This is a genomic window from Streptococcus caballi DSM 19004, from assembly GCF_000379985.1.
Taxonomy (GTDB): Bacteria; Bacillota; Bacilli; order Lactobacillales; family Streptococcaceae; genus Streptococcus; species Streptococcus caballi.
This window is the reverse complement of the sequence record NZ_KB904123.1, coordinates 26,210-49,791: the sequence shown is the minus strand read 5'-3', so window position 1 is coordinate 49,791 and position 23,582 is coordinate 26,210. Positions and strand designations below refer to the sequence as shown.

The 23,582-nt window shown below is 39.7% G+C and carries 22 protein-coding genes; 3 read left to right on the top strand and 19 right to left on the bottom strand.

All coding sequences use genetic code 11. The features are described from left to right. The first annotated feature begins 157 nt into the window (after positions 1–157). Genes A3GS_RS0111110 through A3GS_RS0111100 form a run of 3 tightly spaced genes read left to right on the top strand, consistent with a single transcriptional unit; the run spans position 158 to position 2,904 of the window. A complete protein-coding gene (locus A3GS_RS0111110; protein ID WP_018365466.1) occupies positions 158–1,120 on the top strand; it encodes an ABC transporter permease in 963 nt (320 codons plus the stop codon). Continuing rightward, positions 1,114–1,863: an ABC transporter ATP-binding protein gene (locus A3GS_RS0111105; protein WP_018365465.1), complete on the top strand. Its 750-nt coding sequence runs from the start codon at positions 1,114–1,116 to the stop codon at positions 1,861–1,863. Before A3GS_RS0111110 ends, A3GS_RS0111105 begins: the two co-directional genes overlap by 7 nt. A 21-nt stretch (positions 1,864–1,884) precedes the next feature. After that, positions 1,885–2,904, top strand: coding sequence for an ABC transporter substrate-binding protein (locus A3GS_RS0111100; protein WP_018365464.1), 1,020 nt, complete (start codon positions 1,885–1,887; stop codon positions 2,902–2,904). A 51-nt stretch (positions 2,905–2,955) separates the two neighbouring features. Here the strand turns inward: A3GS_RS0111100 and nadE are convergent, their stop codons facing one another. From nadE to tkt, 19 genes are all read right to left on the bottom strand, one after another. Next, positions 2,956–3,780 (bottom strand): ammonia-dependent NAD(+) synthetase, encoded by an 825-nt coding sequence (gene nadE, locus A3GS_RS0111095; RefSeq protein WP_018365463.1) that lies wholly within the window; start codon positions 3,778–3,780, stop codon positions 2,956–2,958. Further along, the gene (locus A3GS_RS0111090; RefSeq protein ID WP_018365462.1) at positions 3,780–5,237 is read right to left on the bottom strand and encodes a nicotinate phosphoribosyltransferase; all 1,458 of its coding nucleotides are present in this window, start codon (positions 5,235–5,237) and stop codon (positions 3,780–3,782) included. The genes nadE and A3GS_RS0111090 overlap by 1 nt, the downstream gene beginning before the upstream one ends. A gap of 119 nt (positions 5,238–5,356) precedes the next feature. Beyond that, positions 5,357–6,271 (bottom strand): thioredoxin-disulfide reductase, encoded by a 915-nt coding sequence (trxB, locus tag A3GS_RS0111085; RefSeq protein ID WP_018365461.1) that lies wholly within the window; start codon positions 6,269–6,271, stop codon positions 5,357–5,359. Positions 6,272–6,331: 60 nt separating this feature from the next. Then, positions 6,332–6,556 carry a DUF4059 family protein gene (locus A3GS_RS0111080; protein ID WP_018365460.1) on the bottom strand — a complete coding sequence of 75 codons (225 nt, stop codon included), beginning with the start codon at positions 6,554–6,556 and terminating at the stop codon, positions 6,332–6,334. Between the two features lie 65 nt (positions 6,557–6,621). Continuing rightward, positions 6,622–7,365, bottom strand: coding sequence for an amino acid ABC transporter ATP-binding protein (locus A3GS_RS0111075; protein WP_018365459.1), 744 nt, complete (start codon positions 7,363–7,365; stop codon positions 6,622–6,624). Then, positions 7,365–8,168: an amino acid ABC transporter permease gene (locus A3GS_RS0111070; RefSeq protein ID WP_018365458.1), complete on the bottom strand. Its 804-nt coding sequence runs from the start codon at positions 8,166–8,168 to the stop codon at positions 7,365–7,367. Before A3GS_RS0111070 ends, A3GS_RS0111075 begins: the two co-directional genes overlap by 1 nt. Before the next feature lie 141 nt (positions 8,169–8,309). Continuing rightward, complete coding sequence (locus tag A3GS_RS0111065) at positions 8,310–9,131, bottom strand: transporter substrate-binding domain-containing protein (RefSeq protein WP_018365457.1); 822 nt, start codon at positions 9,129–9,131, stop codon at positions 8,310–8,312. A 140-nt stretch (positions 9,132–9,271) separates the two neighbouring features. After that, a complete protein-coding gene (locus A3GS_RS0111060; protein ID WP_018365456.1) occupies positions 9,272–10,618 on the bottom strand; it encodes a DEAD/DEAH box helicase in 1,347 nt (448 codons plus the stop codon). A gap of 120 nt (positions 10,619–10,738) precedes the next feature. Then, entirely contained in the window at positions 10,739–11,749 is a 1,011-nt protein-coding gene (mraY, locus tag A3GS_RS0111055; RefSeq protein WP_018365455.1) for a phospho-N-acetylmuramoyl-pentapeptide-transferase, read from the bottom strand. A 1-nt stretch (position 11,750) separates the two neighbouring features. Beyond that, positions 11,751–13,988: a penicillin-binding protein PBP2X gene (pbp2x, locus tag A3GS_RS0111050; protein ID WP_018365454.1), complete on the bottom strand. Its 2,238-nt coding sequence runs from the start codon at positions 13,986–13,988 to the stop codon at positions 11,751–11,753. Between the two features lie 3 nt (positions 13,989–13,991). After that, positions 13,992–14,315, bottom strand: coding sequence for a cell division protein FtsL (ftsL, locus tag A3GS_RS0111045; protein WP_018365453.1), 324 nt, complete (start codon positions 14,313–14,315; stop codon positions 13,992–13,994). An 11-nt stretch (positions 14,316–14,326) separates the two neighbouring features. Beyond that, positions 14,327–15,277 (bottom strand): 16S rRNA (cytosine(1402)-N(4))-methyltransferase RsmH, encoded by a 951-nt coding sequence (rsmH, locus tag A3GS_RS0111040; RefSeq protein ID WP_018365452.1) that lies wholly within the window; start codon positions 15,275–15,277, stop codon positions 14,327–14,329. A gap of 89 nt (positions 15,278–15,366) precedes the next feature. Beyond that, on the bottom strand, positions 15,367–15,789 hold the full coding sequence (locus A3GS_RS11940; protein ID WP_018365451.1) for a hypothetical protein: 423 nt from the start codon (positions 15,787–15,789) through the stop codon (positions 15,367–15,369). Between the two features lie 21 nt (positions 15,790–15,810). Beyond that, the gene (locus A3GS_RS0111030) at positions 15,811–17,061 is read right to left on the bottom strand and encodes a glutamate-5-semialdehyde dehydrogenase (protein ID WP_018365450.1); all 1,251 of its coding nucleotides are present in this window, start codon (positions 17,059–17,061) and stop codon (positions 15,811–15,813) included. A gap of 13 nt (positions 17,062–17,074) precedes the next feature. Next, the gene (gene proB / locus A3GS_RS0111025; protein WP_018365449.1) at positions 17,075–17,875 is read right to left on the bottom strand and encodes a glutamate 5-kinase; all 801 of its coding nucleotides are present in this window, start codon (positions 17,873–17,875) and stop codon (positions 17,075–17,077) included. Positions 17,876–17,939: 64 nt separating this feature from the next. Next, positions 17,940–19,544, bottom strand: coding sequence for a hypothetical protein (locus A3GS_RS0111020; protein ID WP_018365448.1), 1,605 nt, complete (start codon positions 19,542–19,544; stop codon positions 17,940–17,942). Then, positions 19,541–20,284 (bottom strand): ABC transporter ATP-binding protein, encoded by a 744-nt coding sequence (locus tag A3GS_RS0111015; RefSeq protein WP_018365447.1) that lies wholly within the window; start codon positions 20,282–20,284, stop codon positions 19,541–19,543. Before A3GS_RS0111015 ends, A3GS_RS0111020 begins: the two co-directional genes overlap by 4 nt. A 49-nt stretch (positions 20,285–20,333) precedes the next feature. After that, positions 20,334–20,588 (bottom strand): bacteriocin immunity protein, encoded by a 255-nt coding sequence (locus A3GS_RS0111010; RefSeq protein ID WP_018365446.1) that lies wholly within the window; start codon positions 20,586–20,588, stop codon positions 20,334–20,336. Positions 20,589–21,474: 886 nt separating this feature from the next. Continuing rightward, positions 21,475–23,460: a transketolase gene (gene tkt, locus A3GS_RS0111000; RefSeq protein WP_018365444.1), complete on the bottom strand. Its 1,986-nt coding sequence runs from the start codon at positions 23,458–23,460 to the stop codon at positions 21,475–21,477. Between the last annotated feature and the right edge of the window lie 122 nt (positions 23,461–23,582).

The following is a 23,582-nucleotide window of genomic DNA, read 5'->3' as shown; positions in this document are numbered from 1 at the left end:
TATTACCTTTCTATTATATCCCTTCACAAAATTTATGCAAGCGGTTTTGTGCGCGAACTATAAGGAAACATTATAGCCAAACATAAATTTTTCTAATTATGCAAATGGAGAGGACAGGCATATAATAAAACTATCTTAGTTGATTAGAGGAGGAGTTATGAAAATACAGTCTAAGAAAGATCTCTGGCGTCTATTTTTTGCAAGTTTTGCTATCTTTATCACCATTCTCTTACAGGTGCTCATTCCCAAGTCAGCTGTTAATTTTAGTAAAAACTTACCTTGGTACCTCTACTTCCTATGGATTTCACTAGGAGTCACTTTATTCTTTGCAGTGCTAACTCTAGTCAAAGGTAAGAAAGGAAAATTTTTCCACAAAAGTTATTTTATCGGTACGAGTTATTTTTTATTGGCAGCTTATAATCTAGCAACTGAAAAATTTGTTATTTTTCCTGAGTTGTTTTTCCCAAGTCCCAATAAAATTTTAGCAGTTTTTGCCGACAGCTGGGCCTTTATTTTAAAATGTGATTTATTCTCACTGCGCTTGCTTGCAATTTCTTGGGTTATCGGCATTAGTCTAGGCATTTTAACAGGTATTTTAGTCGGTTGGTTTACATCTTTCAATTACTGGTTAGATCCTGTCGTTAAAATCCTAGGTCCAATTCCATCAACAGCCTTTGTTCCCATTGCTTTGACTGCCTTCCCGACAAGTTTTATGGCCAGTGTTTTCCTCATCAGCCTATCTGTCTGGTTTCCAGTAACCATTTTGACCAATTCGGGTATTCAAAACGTGAAAAAAACCTATTTTGAGGTAGCAGACACATTGGGAGCTACAACCTTCCAAAAAATCACAAGGGTGGCTATTCCAGCTAGTCTCCCAAATGTTTTTGTTGGGATTTTCAATGGTGCCTGCTCAAGTTTTATTACTTTAATGACCGCCGAAATGCTGGGTGTTAAATTTGGAATTGGGTGGTATATTAACTGGCAGCGCGAAGTGCTTGGCTATGCTAATGTTTATGCGGGCCTCATTACGATTGCTATCACCTTTAGCCTTATCATCACTTTGCTCTTTAAAGTACGCGATAAATTACTAGCTTGGCAGAAAGGATTTATCAAATGGTAGGATCAATTTCATTTCACAATATTCGTAAAATTTTCCCAGCCCAAGATGAACAGCATTCTGACGTTGAGGCATTGAGTCAGATTTCAGCAACAATCAATCCTGGTGAATTTATTTCACTAGTTGGACCTTCTGGTAGTGGAAAAACAACTTTACTTAGAATTTTAGCAGGTTTAGAAACAGCAACTTCAGGAACTGTCACAATTGATGATCATGAGATCGAAAAACCTTCACGTAAAGTTGGCTTTGTTTTTCAGGAGGCTACTCTATATCCCTGGTTGACGGTATATGAAAATATTGCTCTTGGACTTAGGTTAAATAAAGAAAAAGAACGTCTCCCGGAAGTTAACGATTACATTGAATTGGTTGGACTTAAAGGTTTTGAAAAAGCCTACCCTCACAATCTCTCAGGTGGAATGCAGCAACGTGTGAATATTGCACGTGCACTTATCAATAATCCTGATGTTTTGCTACTAGACGAGCCTTTTGGCGCTCTAGATGCCTTCACACGTAGTAAAATGCAGAATGACTTAATTGATATTTGGCAAAAACGTCATATCACAATGGTTATGGTAACTCATGATGTAGAAGAGGCTGTTTTCCTGTCCAATCGCATTTTCGCTATGACCCCTAGACCAGCTATCATCAAAGATATTATCCCCGTTGATTTGAAGCGTCCGAGATTACGCGATGCTCCAGAGTTTATCGGTATTAAAGAAAAAGTATTACACACCCTTAATTTTTAATCATAAAAGGAGAAAACCAATATGCAAAAAAGAACTTTACTCACAGGATTACTCACTTTTCTAGCAGTTTGCAGCTTAGCCGCGTGTGGAAGTTCCAGTAGTTCCAAAACATCATCATCTTACGATGCCTCTGAGGATGATGATTACGTTTTGAAAATTTCCGAGAACTCTGACTTGTGTGGTGCCCCACAACAGATTGCTGTTGAACGAGGATTCTTTGATGAAGTCGGACTAAATTACAAAGTGGTCAAAATCGGACAGGATACCTCCAACTTAGAAGCCTTGAACTCTGGTAAAATTGATGCTTCAAATTCGCTTTTAGCCAGTCTTATCCAGCCTTTAGAAAATGGGGCAAGACTGAAAATCACGACAGGTCTGCACACAGGCTGTTTGCAAATTTTAACCAAAGACGACAGTATTACTGATGTCAGTCAGCTAAAAGGTAAGAAAATTGGAGTGACAGCTGTTGCTGGTAGCCCCGCTACCTTTTCTAAACGCGTCCTATCCGCAGCTGGACTTGATGTCACTACTGAAAGTTCGGAAGTGGAATTTGTCACTTATCAAAGCGACCAACTTGGTACTGTTCTTGAAAATGGTGAGGTCGATGCCATCGCTCTTGGCGATCCAGATACTGAAATTTTGAAACGGCAGTACGGTTTCAAAACCTTAGCAAACTCTGCTACTGATAAGCCTTACGCCAACGAATACTGCTGCGTAGCCTATGTTTCTGATAAAATTGCTGAAAAACACCCAGCCATAGCGGCTAAATACACTTTGGCTATGCAAAAAGCAGCTAAATGGGTAGAAAATCACAAGGAAGAAACTGTTGACATTCAATTAGATAAACATTATGTCGCTGGAGATAAAGACATTAACCTGACCAGTCTGAATTCATATAGCTTTATTCCAAGCTACTCAGGATCCTACAAAGCCTTCAAAGCCATCGCTAGTGACTTGCAAGACATTGGTGTCATTTCAAAAGATACCAATATTGCTGCCCTGCGTAAAAATTCTTTCTTAAAAGTCAATGATGTCAAATAAGTTTAAGTAAAACCCACTTTACGACTTTTGCGTAAAGTGGGTTTTACTACCTCATTTCCAAAAATCATCGAAAATTGTAATCGGCAGATGACGTTTATGTTCACCTTTATGCCACCAATTTTCTATTTTAGACTGTGCTTCTTCCGAAACTTGTTTACCTTCTAAATAATCATCAATGTCATTGTAAGTTACACCAAGTGCAACTTCATCAGCAATGCCTGGCCTATTTTCTTCCAAATCTGCCGTTGGAATTTTCTCATAGATGGCCGGATCTGCGCCTAGTTCCGCCAAGAGTTGTTTTCCTTGACGTTTATTGAGACGATAAAGCGGCAAGATATCAGCTCCGCCATCACCAAACTTAGTAAAGAATGCTGTGATATTTTCAGCAGCATGGTCAGTACCTATGACAACTCCACTATTTTCACCAGCAACGGCATACTGCGTAATCATGCGTTGACGTGCCTTAATATTACCTTTATTAAAGTCTGACACATCAACCCCGGCTTCTGCTAAAGCTACCACTTGACCGTCAACAGCTGGTTTAATATTTACCGATAAACTGAAGTCAGGTTTGATGAATTGCAGAGCTCTTTGAGCATCCTCTTCATCAGCTTGAATACCATAAGGCAGACGAATAGCAATAAATTTATAGTCGTGATTACCAGTTTCTTCACGCAATTCTTCCATTGCTAACTGCGCTAAGCGCCCGGCTAGACTAGAATCCTGTCCACCAGAAATTCCCAAAACATAACTCTTCAAAAATGGGTGTTTGAGCATATAATTTTTAAGAAAATCAATGGATTTGCGAATTTCTTCCTTGGGATCAATGGAAGCCTGAACACCTTCGTAGGCTATTATTTCTTCTTGTAAAGACATTATTTCACTCCTTTTTCATAGGCTTCTTTGCGGATGCGGTCGATAAGATCCATCTTATTTTGCCAAACATCACGTGCCAAGTCAACTGGGTAATCCTGCGGATTAAGGACGCGTTTATATTCATCCCAAAGCTTGTCAAATTCCTTACGAGCATAAGCTTGAATTTCAGATAGACTAGGTTGTTTATAAACTAATTTACCTTGATCAAAAATATCTACCAATAACGGCACGGCATCGAAGTCGCGAACTGTTTTACTAATATAAGTGTAAGTTGGATGGAACATATCTAGTTCATCTAATTCATTGACATCAATGTCTGTGAATGTAATATAATCTCCCTCAGACTTGCCTTTTTCACGGCTAGTAATACGCCAAACCTGTTTTTTGCCTGGTGTAGAAACCTTCTCCGCATTATTTGACAACTTGATAGTATCCTGCATAACGCCATCTTCATCTTCTATAGAAACAATTTTGTAAACTGCTCCTAGAGCAGGCTGATCAAATGCTGTAATCAGCTTAGTCCCCACACCCCAAACATCAATTTTAGCTTTCTGCATTTTTAAGTTTAAGATAGTGTGTTCATCCAAGTCATTTGAAGCGTAAATTTTTGCATCAGTAAAACCTGCATCGTCCAACTGCTGGCGTACTTTCTTAGACAGGTAAGCCAAGTCTCCGGAGTCTAAACGGACACCGAGAAAATTAATTTTATCGCCTAGTTCCTTGGCTACCTTAATAGCTGCTGGGACACCGATACGAAGCGTATCGTAGGTATCCACAAGAAAAACACAGTCTTTGTGCGTTGCCGCATAAGCCTTGAAAGCTTTATAATCATCACCATAGGCTTGGACAAGAGCATGAGCGTGCGTACCAGATACAGGAATACCAAAAAGTTTTCCTGCGCGAACATTACTAGTTGCGTTAGCACCACCGATAACTGCTGCGCGAGTTCCCCAAATGGCGGCGTCCATTTCCTGAGCACGACGAGTCCCAAATTCCAAAAGCGGTTCATCAGCGATAACCGAACGAATACGAGAAGCCTTGGTTGCAATCAAGGTTTGAAAATTGACAATGTTTAGTAGAGCCGTTTCAACTAGCTGACACTGCGCCAACGGTCCTTCAATTTGAACAATAGGCTCATTCGCAAAGACCAAATCACCTTCCTGCGCAGAGCGAACTGTTAAGTCCAAAGTCAGTTCTTTTAGGTAAGTTATAAAATCTGCTGGATAACCTAATTCTTCTAAGTAGGCAATGTCCGTATCAGAAAAACGTAGGCTCTGCAGGTACTCAATCATGCGCTGTAATCCCGCAAATACAGCGTAGCCATTGGCAAAAGGTTCCTTGCGGAAATAAACTTCAAAAACAGCCTTTTTGTTATGAATTCCTTGGTCAAAATAGACCTGCATCATGTTAATCTGATACAAATCTGTATGTAAGGTTAAACTATCATCCTTATACATACATCTTCTCCTTTATATTTATTGTTACTATTATAACATAATGCTGTCAAGACAGCTTCTAAAAGTTTATATCTGTCTACTAAAAAACTCAAACCTAGGAACGGTCTGAGCTACTCTTATTAACTATGTTCAACAATATAATTGTAAACGCCTTGGCCAGCAATAGCGCCATCTCCAACGGCTGTTGTAATTTGACGGAGATCCTTTTGACGAACATCACCTACAGCAAAAATACCTGAAAGACTTGTTTGCATCTTATCGTCTGTCAAAACCCAGCCAGCATCATCAGTGATTGCCAAATCAGCCACCATACTAGTTACTGGGTTCATGCCAACATAGATGAAGACCCCACCAAACTCATGTTCACTGAGTTCACCTGTTTTGACATTTTCAACCATGACGCTAGAAACCTTGATGTCATTCCCTTTGATTTCTTTGACGACAGAATCCCAGATGAACTTGATTTTCTCGTTAGCAAAAGCTCTGTCTTGGATGACCTTTTGCGCACGCAATTCATCACGACGGTGAACAATTGTCACGGACTTAGCAAACTGAGTCAGATAGATAGCCTCTTCGACTGCTGAATCGCCACCACCGACAACAAGTAAATCTTGATTTCGGAAAAAAGCACCATCACAAACTGCACAATAGGAAACACCACGGCTAGTGTACTCCTCCTCACCAGGAGCACCCAGAAGGCGATATTTAGCTCCTGTTGCAAGGATAATCGTCTTAGACTCGTAGCTATTGTCTTCTGTGATGACACGTTTAACATTACCATCAACTTCAATTTTCTGTACAATCCCATAAATGTTTTCAACCTGAAATTTTTCCAAAGGCTCATACATTTTCATGGACAATTCGGGTCCTGAAATATGTTCATAACCAGGATAGTTCTCGATTTCAAAGGTATTATTCATCTGCCCACCAGGAGCACCTTGTTCAATAATCCCAACTTTCAAGTTAGAACGAGCAGCGTAAAGTGCAGCTGTCATTCCTGCAGGTCCAGACCCGATAATCAGCGTATCATACATAACTTAACCTCATTACTTTGTTTTCCTCATTGTACCAATTGGTACAGTAAATTGCAAAAATTATGACTTGAGCATCATTATAATGGCCATGAAAGCAAAAGATAGGATGGGCGCTGTCACCAAAGCCATCATAAGAACCTCATAGAGAAAAGCCTGACGTTCCCTGACTGTCTTATCCTTATGTTGTCTAGCACGCCATAAAATCCAACACAAACCAATTAACAAAACAAAGAAAACAGCCATTAGAAGGCCTTGTATATAAAAGCCAAAAATTTTCAAAAACATAACTCTCACCTTGTCATCTCAACTATAAAAAGAGTTGAGATTTTTTCTCAACTTTCATTATATCATTAAATATATGTTTTTGTGTAACTGGCAAAGAATTCTTTAGTACGTTCTTCCTTAGGATGATTAAAAACCTCATCTGGTGTACCTTGCTCTAAAATATGCCCTTTTTCAAGGAAAAGTACCTTATCAGCTACTTGGTAGACAAAATTCATGTCATGACTGACTAAAACCATGGTTTGACCTGACTTAGCAGCGTCAGCGATAGATCTTTCAACCTCACCAACCAATTCTGGGTCAAGAGCTGATGTCGGCTCGTCAAGCAAGAGAACGTCTGGTTTCATAGCCAAAGCACGCGCCAAAGCAACACGTTGCTTTTGACCACCTGACAAATGTCGTGGGTAGTGATTTTCACGGTCAGCTAAGCCGACTTTACGCAACTCTTCCTTCGCAATGGCTGTCGCTTCACTATCTGAGATTTTTTTGACAATTTTCAACCCTTCTTTAACATTATCAAGGGCTGTGCGTCGCTCAAAAAGATTAAATTGTTGAAAAACCATCGCTAGCTTGCGACGTAGTGTTAGAATCTCTTCTTTGCTGATTTTTTCAAAATCCACCTTAAAATCATCAATTTCAATGGTGCCAGAGTCTGGTTCTTCTAGATAATTCATACTACGCAAGAAAGTTGACTTCCCTGCTCCTGAAGCACCTACAAGAGCAACTACCTCTCCCTTCTCAATGTCCAAGTCAAGACCATTTAAGACTTTCTGACCAGAAAATTCCTTAGTCAAATTTCTAATCTTAATCATTAACGGACACCTCCTGCAATTTCATCAGTAATATTTTCAGGAGAATTGATCTCCATGCGTTTTTCAATCAAGCGACCAACATTTTCAATAATGATGCTGATTGCCCAATAAACAAGTGCCACTGAAATATAGCGTTCAAAGTAACGGTAATCCGCTCCCCCGAGAATCTGAGCCTGAGCGAACATTTCCACAATGCCAGCATTGAAAGCCAGTGAAGTTCCCTTAGTCAAACCAATCAAGGTGTTAATCAGAGTTGGTGTCGCTACAACTGCCGCATTAGGAATGATAACACGGCGATAGACTTGAGCTGATGTCATACCAAGACTGCGCGCAGCTTCTATTTCACCAGTATTTACTGATTGAATCGCCGCACGAATGGTTTCGCTAGTGTAAGCCGCCTCGTTCAGAGCAAAGGCCGTAATCGCAAAAATAGATGCTGGAATGGCATTGATATTCCAATTGAAACCATAAGTTTGATTCAAATATTTTAAGAAAAGCGGAATCCCATAATAGGTCAGCATGAGCTGAACTAAGATAGGTGTCCCACGCAAGAAACTGACAAAAAGGGCCTGAATAGGATAAAGAATCTTGACACGATTGATTTTAACGATTGCAAAAAGGAGGGCTAAAATCAAACCAAAAAAGGCACCTGCAACGGTCAGTCCAAGCGTCGTTGGTAAATGCTGCAAAATAGATGGAATGGCATCAAAAACCGCATGCCAACTAAATAATCGTCCTTTAGGAATATGGGCAATGAGTTTATCATACCAAGTCCAATCGGTTGTTAAAGTTAAAAAATTCATTGTTTTTTCCTTTGCATATCTTATCTTTTAATTCTATCATGCTCTAGAAAACATGTAAAATAAGAAATACCTATCATAGTGATAAAGAAAAACTATCACTTTGATGATAGTTTTCGAGAAGTATTTTGAACAGAAGTGTTTTTAATCTTTGTTAATCGTTGAAACATAGTCACCACCAAAGTAGGTTTTGCTCAATTTTAATAGAGTGCCATCATCCAACAAGACCTTGATACGGCGATTGATAAACTTTTGCAACTTTTTACCTTCCTCGTCCTTGGGTAACAAGATATACTCCAAGCCATCTGTTGATTCTCCTAGACTTTCTTTAATCGGAGAAACCGTTAAATCCAGCCCTTGATCTTTGACAATATAGCTAGATGAAATGGCATCATAGAGAATGAAATCAATCTTTCCATTTTCAATGTCTTTCAAACGATTTGAAATACCGGTTGTTCCTGAAACATAATTAACTGTAATCGGCTTTTTATTGGGATTTTCCTTGTTCCAATTTTCTAAAATCTGTGCATAATTTGAACCTGAAAGAGCCTCCGTTGTTTTGCCAGATAAATCATTCAAAGATGCATACTTTTTACCTTTCGCTCCTGTCACAGCATAGTTGGATTTTGAAACTGGGTCTGAGAAAAGGTATTTTTCAGCTCGTTCCTTATTATAATTAAAATCATTAGCAGCCAAATCGTATTTCCCAGCATCAATCCCAGTTGAAATGGTATCAAAAGGCACTGTCTGAAAAGTAACTTTGTAATTTGAATGTTTAAAAATAGCTTTGATCAAATCAATATCATATCCTTTAAATTTATCATCCTTTTTATAAGTGAATGGTGCTGTATCTGAATCCGTCGCTACTTTCAAGACTTTCTTGCTTGAAGCCTGAGCTTGACTAGCCCCTGCAAGGCTCAGAGCAGCAAGAGCCGTTAATAAAAATAATTGATAAATCTTTTTCATCTCTTAATCTCCCTAAATATATTTATGCTTCTAGTTTATCACTCACAGTTGACTTTGACCAATACCTATTGTCTATCAGCTGATAGACAATCAATATCACAATTGAAAAAGAGCTGAACCCTTGTCCAGCTCCCCCACTCTTAAAAACTTTGTTTTTTAGCTTTACGCTCAGCACGACCCTTGGCACGATTAGCTGCACGACGTTCCTTGCGACGTTTTTCATCAACTTTCCATTGGATTTTTTTCTTATAACCTGGCTTGATTTTTTTCTTTTTCTTCTTAACTAAACCAATCATTTCAGTGTCCAATTTCTGATAAGATTTTTCGCGGTTGGCACGGCGGTCACGGTCATAAGTATCTTGGAATTCGCCATTTTTAAGAATTTTTGGCACAAAGGCTACGCCCATCTTCTCAAGTTCTCTGATATCAGAATCGTCACTTGGTTGGTAAAGGGTAATAGCTGTGCCTGATAGCCCATTACGACCAGTACGCCCGACGCGGTGCACAAAGAATGATAAATCTTGAGGAATGGCATCGTTGATGACATGACTGACACCCTCAATATCAATGCCACGCGCTGCCAAGTCAGTCGCCACAATATATTCGAAATCCAAGTTTTTAACTTGGTTCATAATACGCTTGCGTTCACGTGGTGGAATACCACCATGAATCTTAGCGACCTTAAGCCCGTTACTTGATAGGTAGGAATGCAAGTCATCCGCACGTTCCTTAGTATTAACAAAAATCATAGCTAGATATGGATTGAGCGTCTTAGCAATCTCTAAAATCTGTGCATTTTTGTCGCGTCCTTTAGTTGAAATCAGCCAATTATCAATAGTATCCGCAATAACAGTGGCTGTCTTAATTTGTTCCACGACTGGATTAGTCAGGTATTTTTTCAAAAAGGGTTGCAATTTTTGCGGAATGGTTGCTGAAAAGACCAAAATTTGGACATTTTTTGGTAGACTAGCCGCAATCTTATCAACCGTGTCTAAGAAGCCCATATCAAGTGTCATATCCGCTTCGTCAACAACAAAGGTATGCGCCTTGTGAATAGCCAAATCACCTGACTTAACCAAATCATAAATACGACCAGGTGTCCCAATCACAATATGTGGCTGTGCTGTTTTAAGCTTTTCAATCTGTCGAAGCTTGTCTGTTCCACCAACATAGTTGACCACACGGATGTCTTCCTTAGCATGATCAGCGATTTGTTTAGTGGCTTGATAAATCTGCATCGCTAATTCACGGCTTGGAGCTGTGATAACCACCTGAACATCCTTGCTAGTCTCATCTAGTTTTTCAAAAATAGGCAGCAAAAAAGTGTGCGTTTTCCCAGAACCCGTTTTTGATTCACCGACCAAGTCACGGCCTGAACGAACGACCGGAATTAGTTTTTGTTGAACATCTGTTGGCTTGACAAACTTAAGATCGTCCAAAGCCTCCTGGATGTAGGGCTTAAAATTAAAATCTGTAAATAATGACATGTCTTACCTCGTTTTTTCTTCCTAAACATTATAGCATTAAAAAGTGCATTTTAGCAAAGAGAACAAGTCTCCTTTCAAGACTCAAGTATAAAAAATCAGCCGAAGAGGCTGATTTTTACTCTATAAATAAAGAGTAGCTAGTACAATCAAACTTGCTAACGCACCCACTGTCCAAAGGAAAGTATCAACTTTCCATTCAGACCATTTTTCAGCTTTACCAGATAAGCCCCCCAGTTCCAAGTGATGGTGGAAAGGCGTCATGCGAAAAATCCTCCGTCCCTCACCATATTTCTTTTTGGTATACTTGAAATAAGAAACTTGCAGCATGACTGAACTTGTTTCAAAGACATAGACAATACCAATGATAAGTAAGGTCCATTCTTGTCTCAGAGCAATGGAAATCGCAGCCAACATAGCTCCTAACGCTAAACTGCCGACATCTCCCATAAAAACCTTAGCGGGTTTATGATTGAAAACAAAGAAGCCTAGAAGAGCACCAATCATCGTAACAATAATCAGTAACACATCAAATTGCTGTTGAACATAGGCGATAACGCCGTACGCAACCAAGCTAATGGCAACTGAGATTGAGGCCAGTCCGTCGATACCATCTGTCAGATTAACAGCATTGGAAAAGCCAACAACCCAGAAAAGAACAAAGAGTAGATATAAAATTCCCAGATGCAAATTGAAACCGAAGAGATTGAGGCTGCCTGTTCCACTCGGTCTAACATGAATAAAATAAAAGAGCAAGCCACCAATAATTTGCAAAGCTAATTTTTGCCAAGGAGTCAATCCTTCATTGATTTGCTTAAAAATTTTTAAGAAATCATCCAAAAATCCGATGATACCGTAGATGAGAACAACAAGAAGAATCCCCACCGTTGCACCAACAGCAGCGCCCTCTGTTTTCAAAATTAAGAAAGAAAAAATCAAGCTAACAAGTAGGGCAACAGCTAGGAAGACCGTTCCTCCCATTGTTGGCGTACCGGCCTTGGCCAAATGTTGCTTAACATCTTCGTGCATTTGCTGACCACCAATTTTTTTCAGCTGATAAAATTTAATAAAGTGAGGCATAGCGAAGACTGTCAAGGCAAAAGCCATCAGCCCCGCTAATATACTTAAAAACATCTTATTCTCCTATTGTTATTGTTAATTTTTTAGTCTTTGAAAGATTCTTTCCGATATCTAAACTTTGTTTTTTTACAGTTCCTGACTTGGAACCTTTAAATTTAATTTTAATACCAGACCACTTAGCAAATTTCTTGACATTCTTCTTGGTCCATCCATACATATCTGGCATGGTTGTAAGTTTGTTGGTCATAAGTAATACTTGCTCACCTTCAGTCAGATTGGAGCCAACTTTTTTAGAAACATGGGCAATCTTGCTGCCTGTGCCAATGATAATTGGATGTACAAGATTACGCCGCATCTCTTCAGCAGTGTTACCTGGATCTTTTCCTATAACATTTGCTAGTTTATACGATGTCTGACCGCTTGTTTCAACTGCTGCTGATGTCATCAAGGTATCCTTCATCAGTAAAGCTTGTTCTAAAATCGGATTAACCACATCTTGCCAGAAGATAGCTTGCCAATTTTGTGGCTGTTGAATGGTCACATACATGATAAAATCAGGATCAGCGGACGGCACCATAGCTACAACAGAGTTCAGCGTGTTGTTATTACCTTCCAAGTAAGCCCCATTCTCTGCAATCTGAGCTGTCCCTGATTTAACGGCAATAGACTCATTGCCCGCCTGAATAATAGGAACCCCTCCTGAAATTAAGGTTCCATAATAAGGATCGGTACCAACTGTCACCATATAATCACGCGTTTTGCTCGCTGCCTCGGAAGAAACAGGCTTACCAACCACTTCTGTACTGGATGTTCGCGTTGTCTTGCTATTAGGATCATAGATTTTGCTGATAAATTGCGGCTCAAGCATGACCCCATTATTTGATATAGCCGAGAATGCCCGTAACATCTGCACCTGAGTTACCCCGATACCTTGGCCGAAGGAACTCATGGCTGTAGTTACTTCATTATCTGATGGATACGTTCCGCCAGTTTCTCCGACCATCCCAAAACGAGTGGGGTAACCGAAGCGGAACTTAGTCAAGTAATTGAGCCATTTATCATTACCCATTTTTTGCTCAAGACTAGTCATCCCAACGTTACTAGAGTGAGCAAAACCTTGAGCATAAGTCATATACTGCCCAGTTGAAATTCCCTCATTGACATCCCAGTCTTGAATAGTCGTATCAGCAACTTTAATACCTGAGCTGTCAAAAACCTCGTTTGCATTAAAGGTACCATTATCAATAGCAGATGCCAGAGTCATGACCTTCATGGTTGAACCAGGTTCGTAATAGTTTTGGAAAAGGAGAGTATTCCACGTTTGCAAGTTATCCTTATTGTAACCATCTAAGGTACTGGGATTATAAGTCGGACGCTGTGTGGTTGCGAGGATTTCCCCCGTTTTAGCATTGACAAGAGTTGCACTGGCAAACTTACCCTTGGCCTTTTCTTGGAAAACGTCCATCTGGGTCTCAAGCCTTGTCTGAAGGGGTTCTGATAAGGTTGTGTAAACATCCTTCCCATCAACAGCCTTTTTAACCGTTGTGGCTGTTCCTAGCAGAACATTGCCATTTTTATCCTTCTGATAGGTCACAAGGCCGTCTGTCCCAGACAAAATATCATTAAGAGATGACTCCAAGCCAGATTTACCAACCAACTTTGAGCCATTTTCAGACTCCTCAAGCTGAGCAAGTCCTACAAATTGACTGGCAAATATATTATTTGGATACATACGCCCTGGACTAGTTGTAAAACCAATACCTTCAATCTTAGCATCCTTCATAGCAGTTTGAATGGCTGTCATGGTGCTGTAAGAAAGGCCTGAGCCCTTAGTACCGAAAGAAACCTGAAAAAGATTCTTTTGGTTTAGTTGTTTACGAACTTCCTTCTTCTTGATTCCCAATTCTTTATTAAGAATCTCAACTACTTTTTCATATTGAGAAGGTTGAACATAAAGTTTTTGACCCGTCGTGGACACATACGACTTAGAAATAATGGCATAGATGCTGTAAGTTGTTGCATCTTCTGCGATAGGATTTCCATCTCGATCATAAATGGTTCCACGTTTGGCCTGAACACGCACTTTCTGCTGATAAACATTAGATGCACCTTTTGATAAGTCAACCCCAAACTTGTGGTCGGTACCAATGATAATAATAAAGTTGATGATGAAGACAAAGAAGATAAAAATCGCTAAAATCATCAAATTTTGTCCAACACGCTCACGATTTTGAGCTGGCGTTTTCCTATCTCTCGTGGCATAGTCTAAAAAGCGATTGATTAATTTCTTCATTGACTAGTCCACCTTTTGGATATTATTCTGCTGATTACTAAGGCCTGCTTTCTCAGCAATCTTAGTAATGCGATCACGGTTAGATAACTCATTGACTTCCTGTTTGGCATTATCAAGCTGTACTTGTTGCTCGCTAATGGCTTTATTCAGGCTAGTAATATCCTGTTGAACTTGTAGATTGCGACTTTGTAGAAAAATAATGCCAATAGCCATGGTAATAGCTGTTAGAATGATAGAACCATAAAAGACCTTCTCCACACGGGAGAAAGTTCTAATTCTTCTTTGCAAGACATCTGTCAACGCTTCAGTTTGTTTTTCATTTGTCATAAGATTTCACTTTATTGTCGAATTTTTCTAGCCACTCTTAACTTCGCTGAGTGGGCACGATTGTTAACTTCCAATTCTTCTTGGCTTGGCAAGATGGGTTTGCGATTGACTAATGCTAATTTAGGCTGCAAATCTTCTGGAATAAAAGGTAATCCCTTAGGAACCTCAACTGTTGAAGCTTCCTTGAATAATTGCTTGGTCAAACGATCCTCAAGCGAATGAAAAGTAATCACCGAGATACGTCCGTCCACCGCCAACAAATCTATAGCCTGTTGAATGGACTCATCTGCTGCTCCTAGCTCATCATTAACCTCAATACGAATAGCTTGAAAAATTTGCTTAGCAGGATGCCCTTTTTTCTTCAATTCTTTGGCTGGCTTAGCTGACTTGATAATCTCAGCCAGTTCAGTCGTTGTTTCAATGGGCTTGATTTGCCTAGCCTGCTCAATCTTTCGAGCAATTTGTTTTGAAAATTTATCTTCGCCGTATTTAAAGAAAATGCGCACCAAATCATGGTAGTCATAAGTATTAACAACTTGATAAGCTGTTAAAGGCTGGTCTTGATTCATTCGCATATCGAGCGGAGCATCTTGTTTGTAAGAAAAGCCACGCTCACGCTCGTCCAGCTGCGGACTAGAAACACCTAAATCGTAACAAATTCCGTCAATCTCTGTAACACCTAAATCAGCTAAGGAAGATTGAAGATTTCTAAAATTATCTTTGATAAACGTCACTTGACCATTGTCTACATAATCTTTCAAACGATTTTTAGCATTATCAATTGCCTTTTGATCTTGATCAAAGGCATATAAATGTCCATTTGGGCCTAATTGCGAAAGTAAGTATTTACTGTGCCCTGCTCCTCCAAGCGTAGCATCAACATAGATGCCATCTGGTTTGACATCAAGCATATCAATCGTCTCACGTAAGAGCACAGTAATATGATGAAAATCTCTTGTCATAGCTCTTATTTTACCATAATTTATCTATTTTATAAAAGAAAAAAGAAATCAGGGACCGCCTTAATAGCAAGCTCCTGATTTATCTTTTCTTACAAAGTCGTCAAAATTTTTTGAATATCCTTTAATATGAACTTCAGCTGATGTTCCAGTTTTTCCAGCTGATCTGCAACCTTATCTAACTGACCTTGGACACGAAAATCGGTGAAAATATTATCAAACCAAACATCCCAGAAATAATCGCTTGAGTTGTTTGAAATATCCGTAAGCAGCTCCATGTTGATATCAGCCAACTCTTTTTGCGCTTGAACCAAGGTTTGTTTTAATTGTTCCATGTACTCATTGACTCGAGTAATCTTATTTCGCTTAAGGAGACTAATAAAGAAGTCACCTGCAAAAATATCAAAAAGACCCCAATTTTGAGCTGATTGAACCTCTTTTTTGACTAATGTCACTTGAGTTAAAGCCCTCTCTAAAGCGCTTCTAGCTTCCAATAATTCCTTTTTCCTGCTCATCAATCTCACCTAACAGCTTACTTACTTTCTAACTTGACCATTCCCATTGATATAGAATTTTGTACTGGTCAAAGCTTCCAAGCCCATTGGCCCACGCGCGTGTAGTTTTTGCGTTGAAATACCGATTTCTGCACCCAATCCAAAGACAAATCCGTCTGTAAAACGTGTCGAAGCATTAACATAAACAGCGGCTGAATCAATCTGTTCTTGGAATTGTTCTGCATGAGTGATGTCGCGCGTCACAATAGCTTCCGAATGGTGGCTGCTATACTTGTTTATCCACCCAATCGCCTCATCTAAGTCGTCAACCACTTTGACAGACATGATATAGTCCAAAAATTCTGTACCATAATCTTCTTCTTCAGCTGGAACTGCCTTTCGGAAAATAGCTAGCGCTGCTGAGTCTGCACGAAATTCCACTGCTTGTACAGCATCCAAAGCTTCTTCTAATTTTGGCAGAAACTGCTCTGCTATCGCTCGATGAACGACTAAGCTTTCTGCTGCATTACAAACGCTAGGACGCTGTGTCTTAGCATTTATTACAATTTGCACCGCCATTTCAAGATCCGCTGAATCGTCAACATAAATGTGCACATTACCAACGCCTGTCTCAATGAAAGGAACTTTGGATTTTTCCTTAACAGTTTGGATAAGACGACCGCTTCCACGTGGAATAAGAACATCAATGTAAGCGATGGCTTGCATGAGCTCCTCGGCCACTTCATGACTTGTATCTTCTACTAATTGCACAACATTGGGATTAATTCCAGCATTGACCAAGGTTTGACGAATGACATTGATTAAAGCTGTATTTGAGGCGATAGCATCACGACCACCACGAAGAATAATAGCATTGCCAGTCTTGAAAGCCAAACTAAAAGCGTCTACAGAAACATTTGGACGGCTTTCAAAAATCATAGCAATGACACCAAGGGGTACGCGTTTTTGAACAATCTTTAAACCATCTAAATTAGTATAGCCGCGAACCACTTGACCAATGGGATCCTGCAAATCGGCTACCTGATGCACACCTTGGGCAATGCCTTGCAAACGGTCAGCATCTAGGCGTAAGCGATCCAACATGATAGACGAAATACCGTGTTTTTCAGCTAAGTCGAGGTCTTTCTGATTTTCAGACAAGATATAATCAGTATTTTCAATCAAATCAGCCGCAACTTGTATGAGAAGGGCATTTTTTTGTGCTGTTCCAAGCTTAACTAAGTCTGTGCTAGCCTGTCTGGCCTTTTTTCCTAGTTCTTCAATATATGTCATAGCTGCTCCCTTTCTATTTCTGAGCAAAGAGGGTTCCAAGTGGTGCACCATCTAAAACACGCAGAATATCGCGTGGTTTTTCTCCATTCATCAAGACCATCTGACCACCATTCTCAAAAACCATCTGGGCACTCTTGATTTTGCTGAGCATGCCACCCGTTCCAAATTTACTACCTACTCCACCAGCTGATTTAAGGATCTCATCAGTAATTTCAGGAACATAGCTGCGCAATTGAGCGTCTTCATAAACTGTTGGATTTTTGTCAAAGAGACCATCAATATCTGACAGCATAATTAACAAATCTGCCTTTGTGATTTTAGCAACAACAGCCGATAAGCGGTCATTATCACCAAATTTGGTGATGTGATCCATTTCTTCGACGCTGATGGCGTCGTTTTCATTAACAATGGGAACAATGCCCAGTTTGAAGAGGCTCTCAAAGGCATTGGTAACATTTCCTAGACTTTCTGGATACTCCACAACATCCCGTGTCAATAGAATTTGCGATACGGTGGTCTGATAGTGAGAGAAAATCTGCGAATAAAGGCTCATCATGGCCACCTGACCAACACTAGAAACTGCTTGTTGCTGAGCAAGTTCTTTGGGGCGCTTAGCTAGGTCAAGCATATTCAGCCCAAAACCCATAGCACCTGATGAGACTAAGGTAACTTCCAATCCCTTATTCATCAGGCTTGAAATAACAAAAGCCAATTGGTCAATTTTCGCCAAATTAATTTTCCCATTTGGCAAAACCAGTGAACTGGTCCCGATTTTAATAACAATACGTTTTATAGCTTCAAAATTTCGTTTCATAAGACGATTATAGCATAAATAAATATTAAAAAGCACTAATTTTTACTAAATTAGTGCTGACTTATTATTTTAGCTTTGCCCAGAAACTCTTATGAAGAAAAACTTGCAAAAGAAGACCGGCAAAGACCACTAAAATGACTAAAACAAGGTTAACAGCCAAGGCATTGGTCACTAGAGATAGGAAAACAGTTAATCCAATCAGTATGGCTCCTAAAAAGAAATCTCCCATCATCAGACCGAAGCTCAGCCATTGTCCACCACTGCGAGAAAACAGCTGGGTGATATCCTGCCAGTTAAGTACCAAATTCTTGTAATCACGCTTGTACATGAACTGTCCTTGAATGAGGGTTCCTAAGGCAAGCCCAAGTAGGAAAAAGAGGACAATGAGAGGATTTAAATGCATTAATAAGAGCGTCACCAAAAGATAGATAAGGAGAGGCACTCCGATTTGAACTAAATAGAGAACCAAGAATTTTTGCTTCAAGAATTGCTTGAAATTCAGGGGTAAGGATTTAAAATAAATGAAATTATCTTTTTCCAAGGACATGCCAACAGCTAAAAGTGAGGTGGGGAGGGAACAAGTTGTCCCGATAAGGGCACCAGTCAAGAGAGCTACCCCAAAATATTGCCAAGGAATCAAGGCAGCAAAGTCAAGACCATTAGACAGACTAGGTGTCAGAAAAATAATGAAGAAAGTAATAGGCATGATGAAAGACTGAACCAAGAGAGAGGCATTGCCCAGCGTAGACAAATGGTGTTTGACCATCACTTTAGTGATGGTTTGCTCCTTAAAGGTCCTAACCTTCTTTTTAGATCCTGAGATTGTCTGATAGAGGCTCTCTTCATAGTATTTAGGCATGACAGATTTGATGATATGGACAATCAGCCCTGCGACAAGTATAAGAGGCAACCAATAATTAACAAGAGTTACCAACCTGAAAGGAACATGAACTACATCATAAAAACCTCTAAAATAAGGAATCAAAGCACGATCTGTAAGCTGTCCTTGACTTGAAAGACTAGATTGATTAATAACATTCAAATAAAGAACAAATCCCATAGCGCCCATAGTCGAAAGAAGCAACAAAATCGTTGAAATTAGCTTACGATGAGGACTCCTCATAATAATTTTTCCAAACAAACTATTGATATAAAGAGACAGGGCATTTGAACTAACGACCATAACGATGAAATTCAAAAGGGCTGGAAAGATTGCTAGCGGTCCACCTAAGATTTGCCAATAAGCTATGAGCATTAAAGGCAAAATCGGCATCAAGAAAATAGATCCCATGCCCATTGAGGACAATAATTTAGCTAAGTAGAGCTCTGATGGCTTGATTGGCAAGTAAACATAGAGTTTGACATCATTGCTTTCGTAAAAAACGGAGTACATAGCCGAAAAAGCAGACACCAAGGATAGCATAAAAAAGATAGCCATATAAAAGGAAAAGAAACCAGGGTAGTTTTTGTAGTTTATATTAACAAACATAAAAATATAGATAAAGAGGAAAAGAACCATGGTCATAATCTGCTGGTTCAAGACGCTTTTATAGGCTGAAAAATTCTTCTTGGGTCTCTTTTTCTGCTTATTTTTAATATTGGTAAGAGCTTGTGGATTAGAGTAGAGAATATTAATTTTAAATAATTCCCAAACGGTAGACCATCTCATGATACTCCCCCCTCTTCTTGGGCTTTACGTCCTGCAATATCCAGATAAATGCTCTCCAAATCCTGACCAGGATGACTAGTCTTTAATTCTTCCAAGGTACCGACAAAAATGAGCTTCCCTTGTTTCAAAATACCGATACGATGGCATAATTGTTCCGCTACAGACAAGACATGAGTTGAGAAAAGGACGGTTTTTCCGCTTCTCGCATGCTCCCTCATCATTTCTTTTAAGTCAAAAGAGGCTTGGGGGTCTAGTCCTGTTAAAGGCTCATCCAAAATCCAGAGATCGGGATTGGAAACGAGAGCTCCAATAACGATAACCTTTTGTCGCATCCCATGTGAGAAGCTATCAATCGTATCATTAGACTGTTCAGTCAGGTCAAACAGGCGGCTTAATTCACTAATGCGCTGGTCAGCCGCTTCTTTGGGAACTTCATAAAGGTTAGCCAAAAAATGCCAGTAATCATTAGCTGTCAAATTAAGAAAAATATCGGGTGAATCTGGAACATAACCAATTTTTTTCTTGATAGCATCGCGATGCTCACTTAATAAATCCCCATCAACGTAAACTTCACCATAGCTAGCCTCAATAATAGAGGTCAAAATACTAATTGTCGTTGTCTTGCCAGCGCCATTGTGACCAATCAGACCGAAAATTTCACCATTATTGATTGTCAGAGATAAATCACTGAGAGCAGTCTTATCACCATATAGTTTTGAAACATGTTTAAACTCAATCATTGTTATTCCCTTCTTTTCTAATCTCATCTTAGACTTTAGTAAAACAATTTTAGCCAGCTGCTGACAATTTTCTTGTCAGGCTTTTTAAGAAAAGCAGATCCTTGGGCATTAGTACCTTCTGGCTCATTTCATAAAGGCGAAGTTCGCGATTTAGACTAAGCGCTATCTGCTGAACATTTTTAGCCTTAATCAGTTTATTCAAGGCCTTCAACAGGATATTTGATAAGGCTGGATTGGAACGAATATCCTTATTATCATAGACTGACTTAATTTCATTGTATAGAGCTTGACAAGCCTTTTCCATAGCTTCCCTCCTCTTGATATAAAATTATTTGTACTACAAAAATAATACAAAATAATTATCTAAATCATACAAAAAAACTTCTTTTTTGTCAATCAATTTCCTGTAAAATGAGGGTAATATGATAAAAAATTAACGCTTGACATCCTTTTGTCATAAACTGGTAAGGATCAGTCCAGGACAATGAATTTTGTTAATGAACTAATTTTCTGACTACTACAGAAGAAGTTTTGAGCTGGCAAAAATGGCTTTGCAGTGCTACAAAGGCAACTAACAGACCTAAATAAACAATCTGCGCTCAGCCATTCTCTTTAACTCTCAGATTAGCAGATTTGAGGCTAGCAAAAAAGAGCTGAACTCATCGAGCTCAACTCTTCAGCTTTTCTTTCTAAGTTTCCTCATATTAGGGCTAGTCATTAACAATTTCTGATTCTTTTTCAAGAATAGCAGCGTCGCGACTGTCAATAGTATAACTATATTCCACTAAATTTTTAACAAATTCAAGTTTGTAAACTGTTTTGCCATCTTCTAAGTCTTGTTTGACCTTCGTAAAAGTGACTTGGTCTGCTGAAAGACCTGCACCCGCAAGAGCTGTCTTTTTGGTAGCATCTTCTGAGATACTGGCTGATGCAGATGAACTAACACTAGAAGCTGATGATGACGCAGCAGAACTTCTTGATGAGACCAGACTTGACGAATAAGTCTGAACCTGATCTCTCTATCATCAAAATCACAAGCTACCAAGGTTAAAAGTGAAAGGCCTGTCGCCAAAAAGGGGATAGTTTTTTCATTCACTATCCCCCGATAGTCTTATTAGGATAAGCTTCATTCTAACCTATCTTTTTATAGTCTGTTAATTTCTATGCTCTTACTAGAAAGAACACACAAGTTACAATGATTTGTAAAGCTTAACTGCATTTTCGCTAGTGAATCCATATTCTTCAAAGATTCGATTACCTGGTGCAGAAGCTCCCCAAGTATCAATGGTTAATGTTTTACCATTTAAGCCCACATATTTGCCCCAACCAAAACTTGAAGCAGCTTCGATGGCCAAGCGTTTAGTCACTTTGGCTGGTAAAACTTCCTCTTTATAGGCCGCATCTTGTTCATCAAAGATATTTTGGGCTGGCATTGAAACAACTCGTACATAAATACCCTCTTCTTCAAGAGCAGCTTGCGTATCAAGCGCTAATTTAACTTCTGAACCAGTGGCAATAAGGATACCATCAAGTTTTCCTTTAGCCTCTGACAAGATATAGGCCCCTTTATTGATACCTTGAGCAGCCAATTCTTTGGTTCCTTCAAGAACAGGAAGATTTTGGCGCGTCAAAACCAGCATGGTTGGACGATCTGTCTCTGCAAGCGCACGTTGCCAAGCAGCATTGGTCTCGTTGCCATCTGCTGGACGGATAACATTGAGATTTGGCATTGAACGAACACTTGCAAGCTGTTCAATAGGTTCATGAGTTGGTCCGTCTTCCCCAACGGCAATAGAATCATGCGTCATGACATAGACAGTTGGTAATTTTTGCAGTGCAGCCATACGAACAGCAGGAAGAAGATAGTTTGAGAAGACAAAGAAAGTCCCTCCGTAAACGCGAGTACCCCCATGAAGAGCAATACCATTCATTGCAGCAGCCATAGCAAATTCACGAACACCAAACCAAATGTTGCGGCCAATATAATTATCTGACTGGAAGTCGCTTTCGGCTTTTACCATGGTATTATTTGAAGCTGACAAGTCGGCTGAACCTCCCCAAAAGTTTGGCAACTGTGCTGAGATTTGTTGAATAGCCTCTTGGCTTGAAACGCGGCTAGCTACTGCTGTACCAAGCTCATGTGCAGCCAATTTGACTTGTGCAGCTTCATTAGCGAAAGCCGTCTTATATTCTGCAGCCAATTCTGGATAGGCTTTTTCGTATTCACGGAACTTAGTGTTCCAAGCATTTTCAGCAGCTTCGCCACGGAACTTGATTCCTACCTCAAAACGTTTAGCGACCTCACCTGGAACAGTGAAGACAGGATAATCATAACCAAGAGCTTTTTTTGCGTAATCAATACCTTCTTGACCAAGCGGCGCACCATGGACCGCTGACGTTCCTTGTTTTTCGGCACCAAAACCGATGATAGTTTTCACTTCAATAATGGTTGGTTTTTCCTTTTCAGCTTTAGCAGCTTCGAGAGCGCTAGCAATTGCTTCCAAGTCATTACCATCTTCGACAAGGATATGTTGCCAGCCGTAAGCTTCAAATTTCCCTTTGATATCTTCGGTAAATGCCATAGATGTTGGACCATCAAGGGAGATATCATTTGAATCATAGAGAAGCACTAATTTGCCAAGTTTTAGATGACCTGCTAAGCTTGCAGCTTCTTGACTGACACCTTCCATCAAACAGCCATCACCATTAAGGGCGTAGGTGTAGTGATCAACGATATCAAAACCTGGTTTGTTGAATTTTGCAGCCAAATGCGCTTCTGCCATAGCCATACCAACGGCATTAGCAATCCCTTGACCAAGTGGACCAGTCGTAGCTTCAACACCATCAGTATGACCCACTTCTGGATGACCTGGTGTCTTAGAGGCCCATTGACGGAAATTCTTCAAATCATCTAGACTAAGATCGTAGCCTGAAAGATGGAGCAAACTGTATAACAAAGCTGAACCATGTCCAGCTGAAAGGACAAAACGGTCACGATTAGTCCATGTACGGCTAGTTTTAGGATTAGCATTCATCACATGATTCCATAAAACATAGGCCATAGGCGCAGCCCCCATAGGAAGACCTGGGTGACCAGAATTCGCAGCTTGAATAGCCTCGACAGACAAGAAACGGACAGTATTTACTGCCAATTGATCAATAGCATCAAATGTCATGACGACACAACCTTTCTATTAAAAAACAAATAAACGATTTCCAACTTCTATTGTAACACAAATTAACATATTTTTCTGAAAACGGTTGAGAAAAACAAACAAAAAAGTGGCCTAACAGCCAC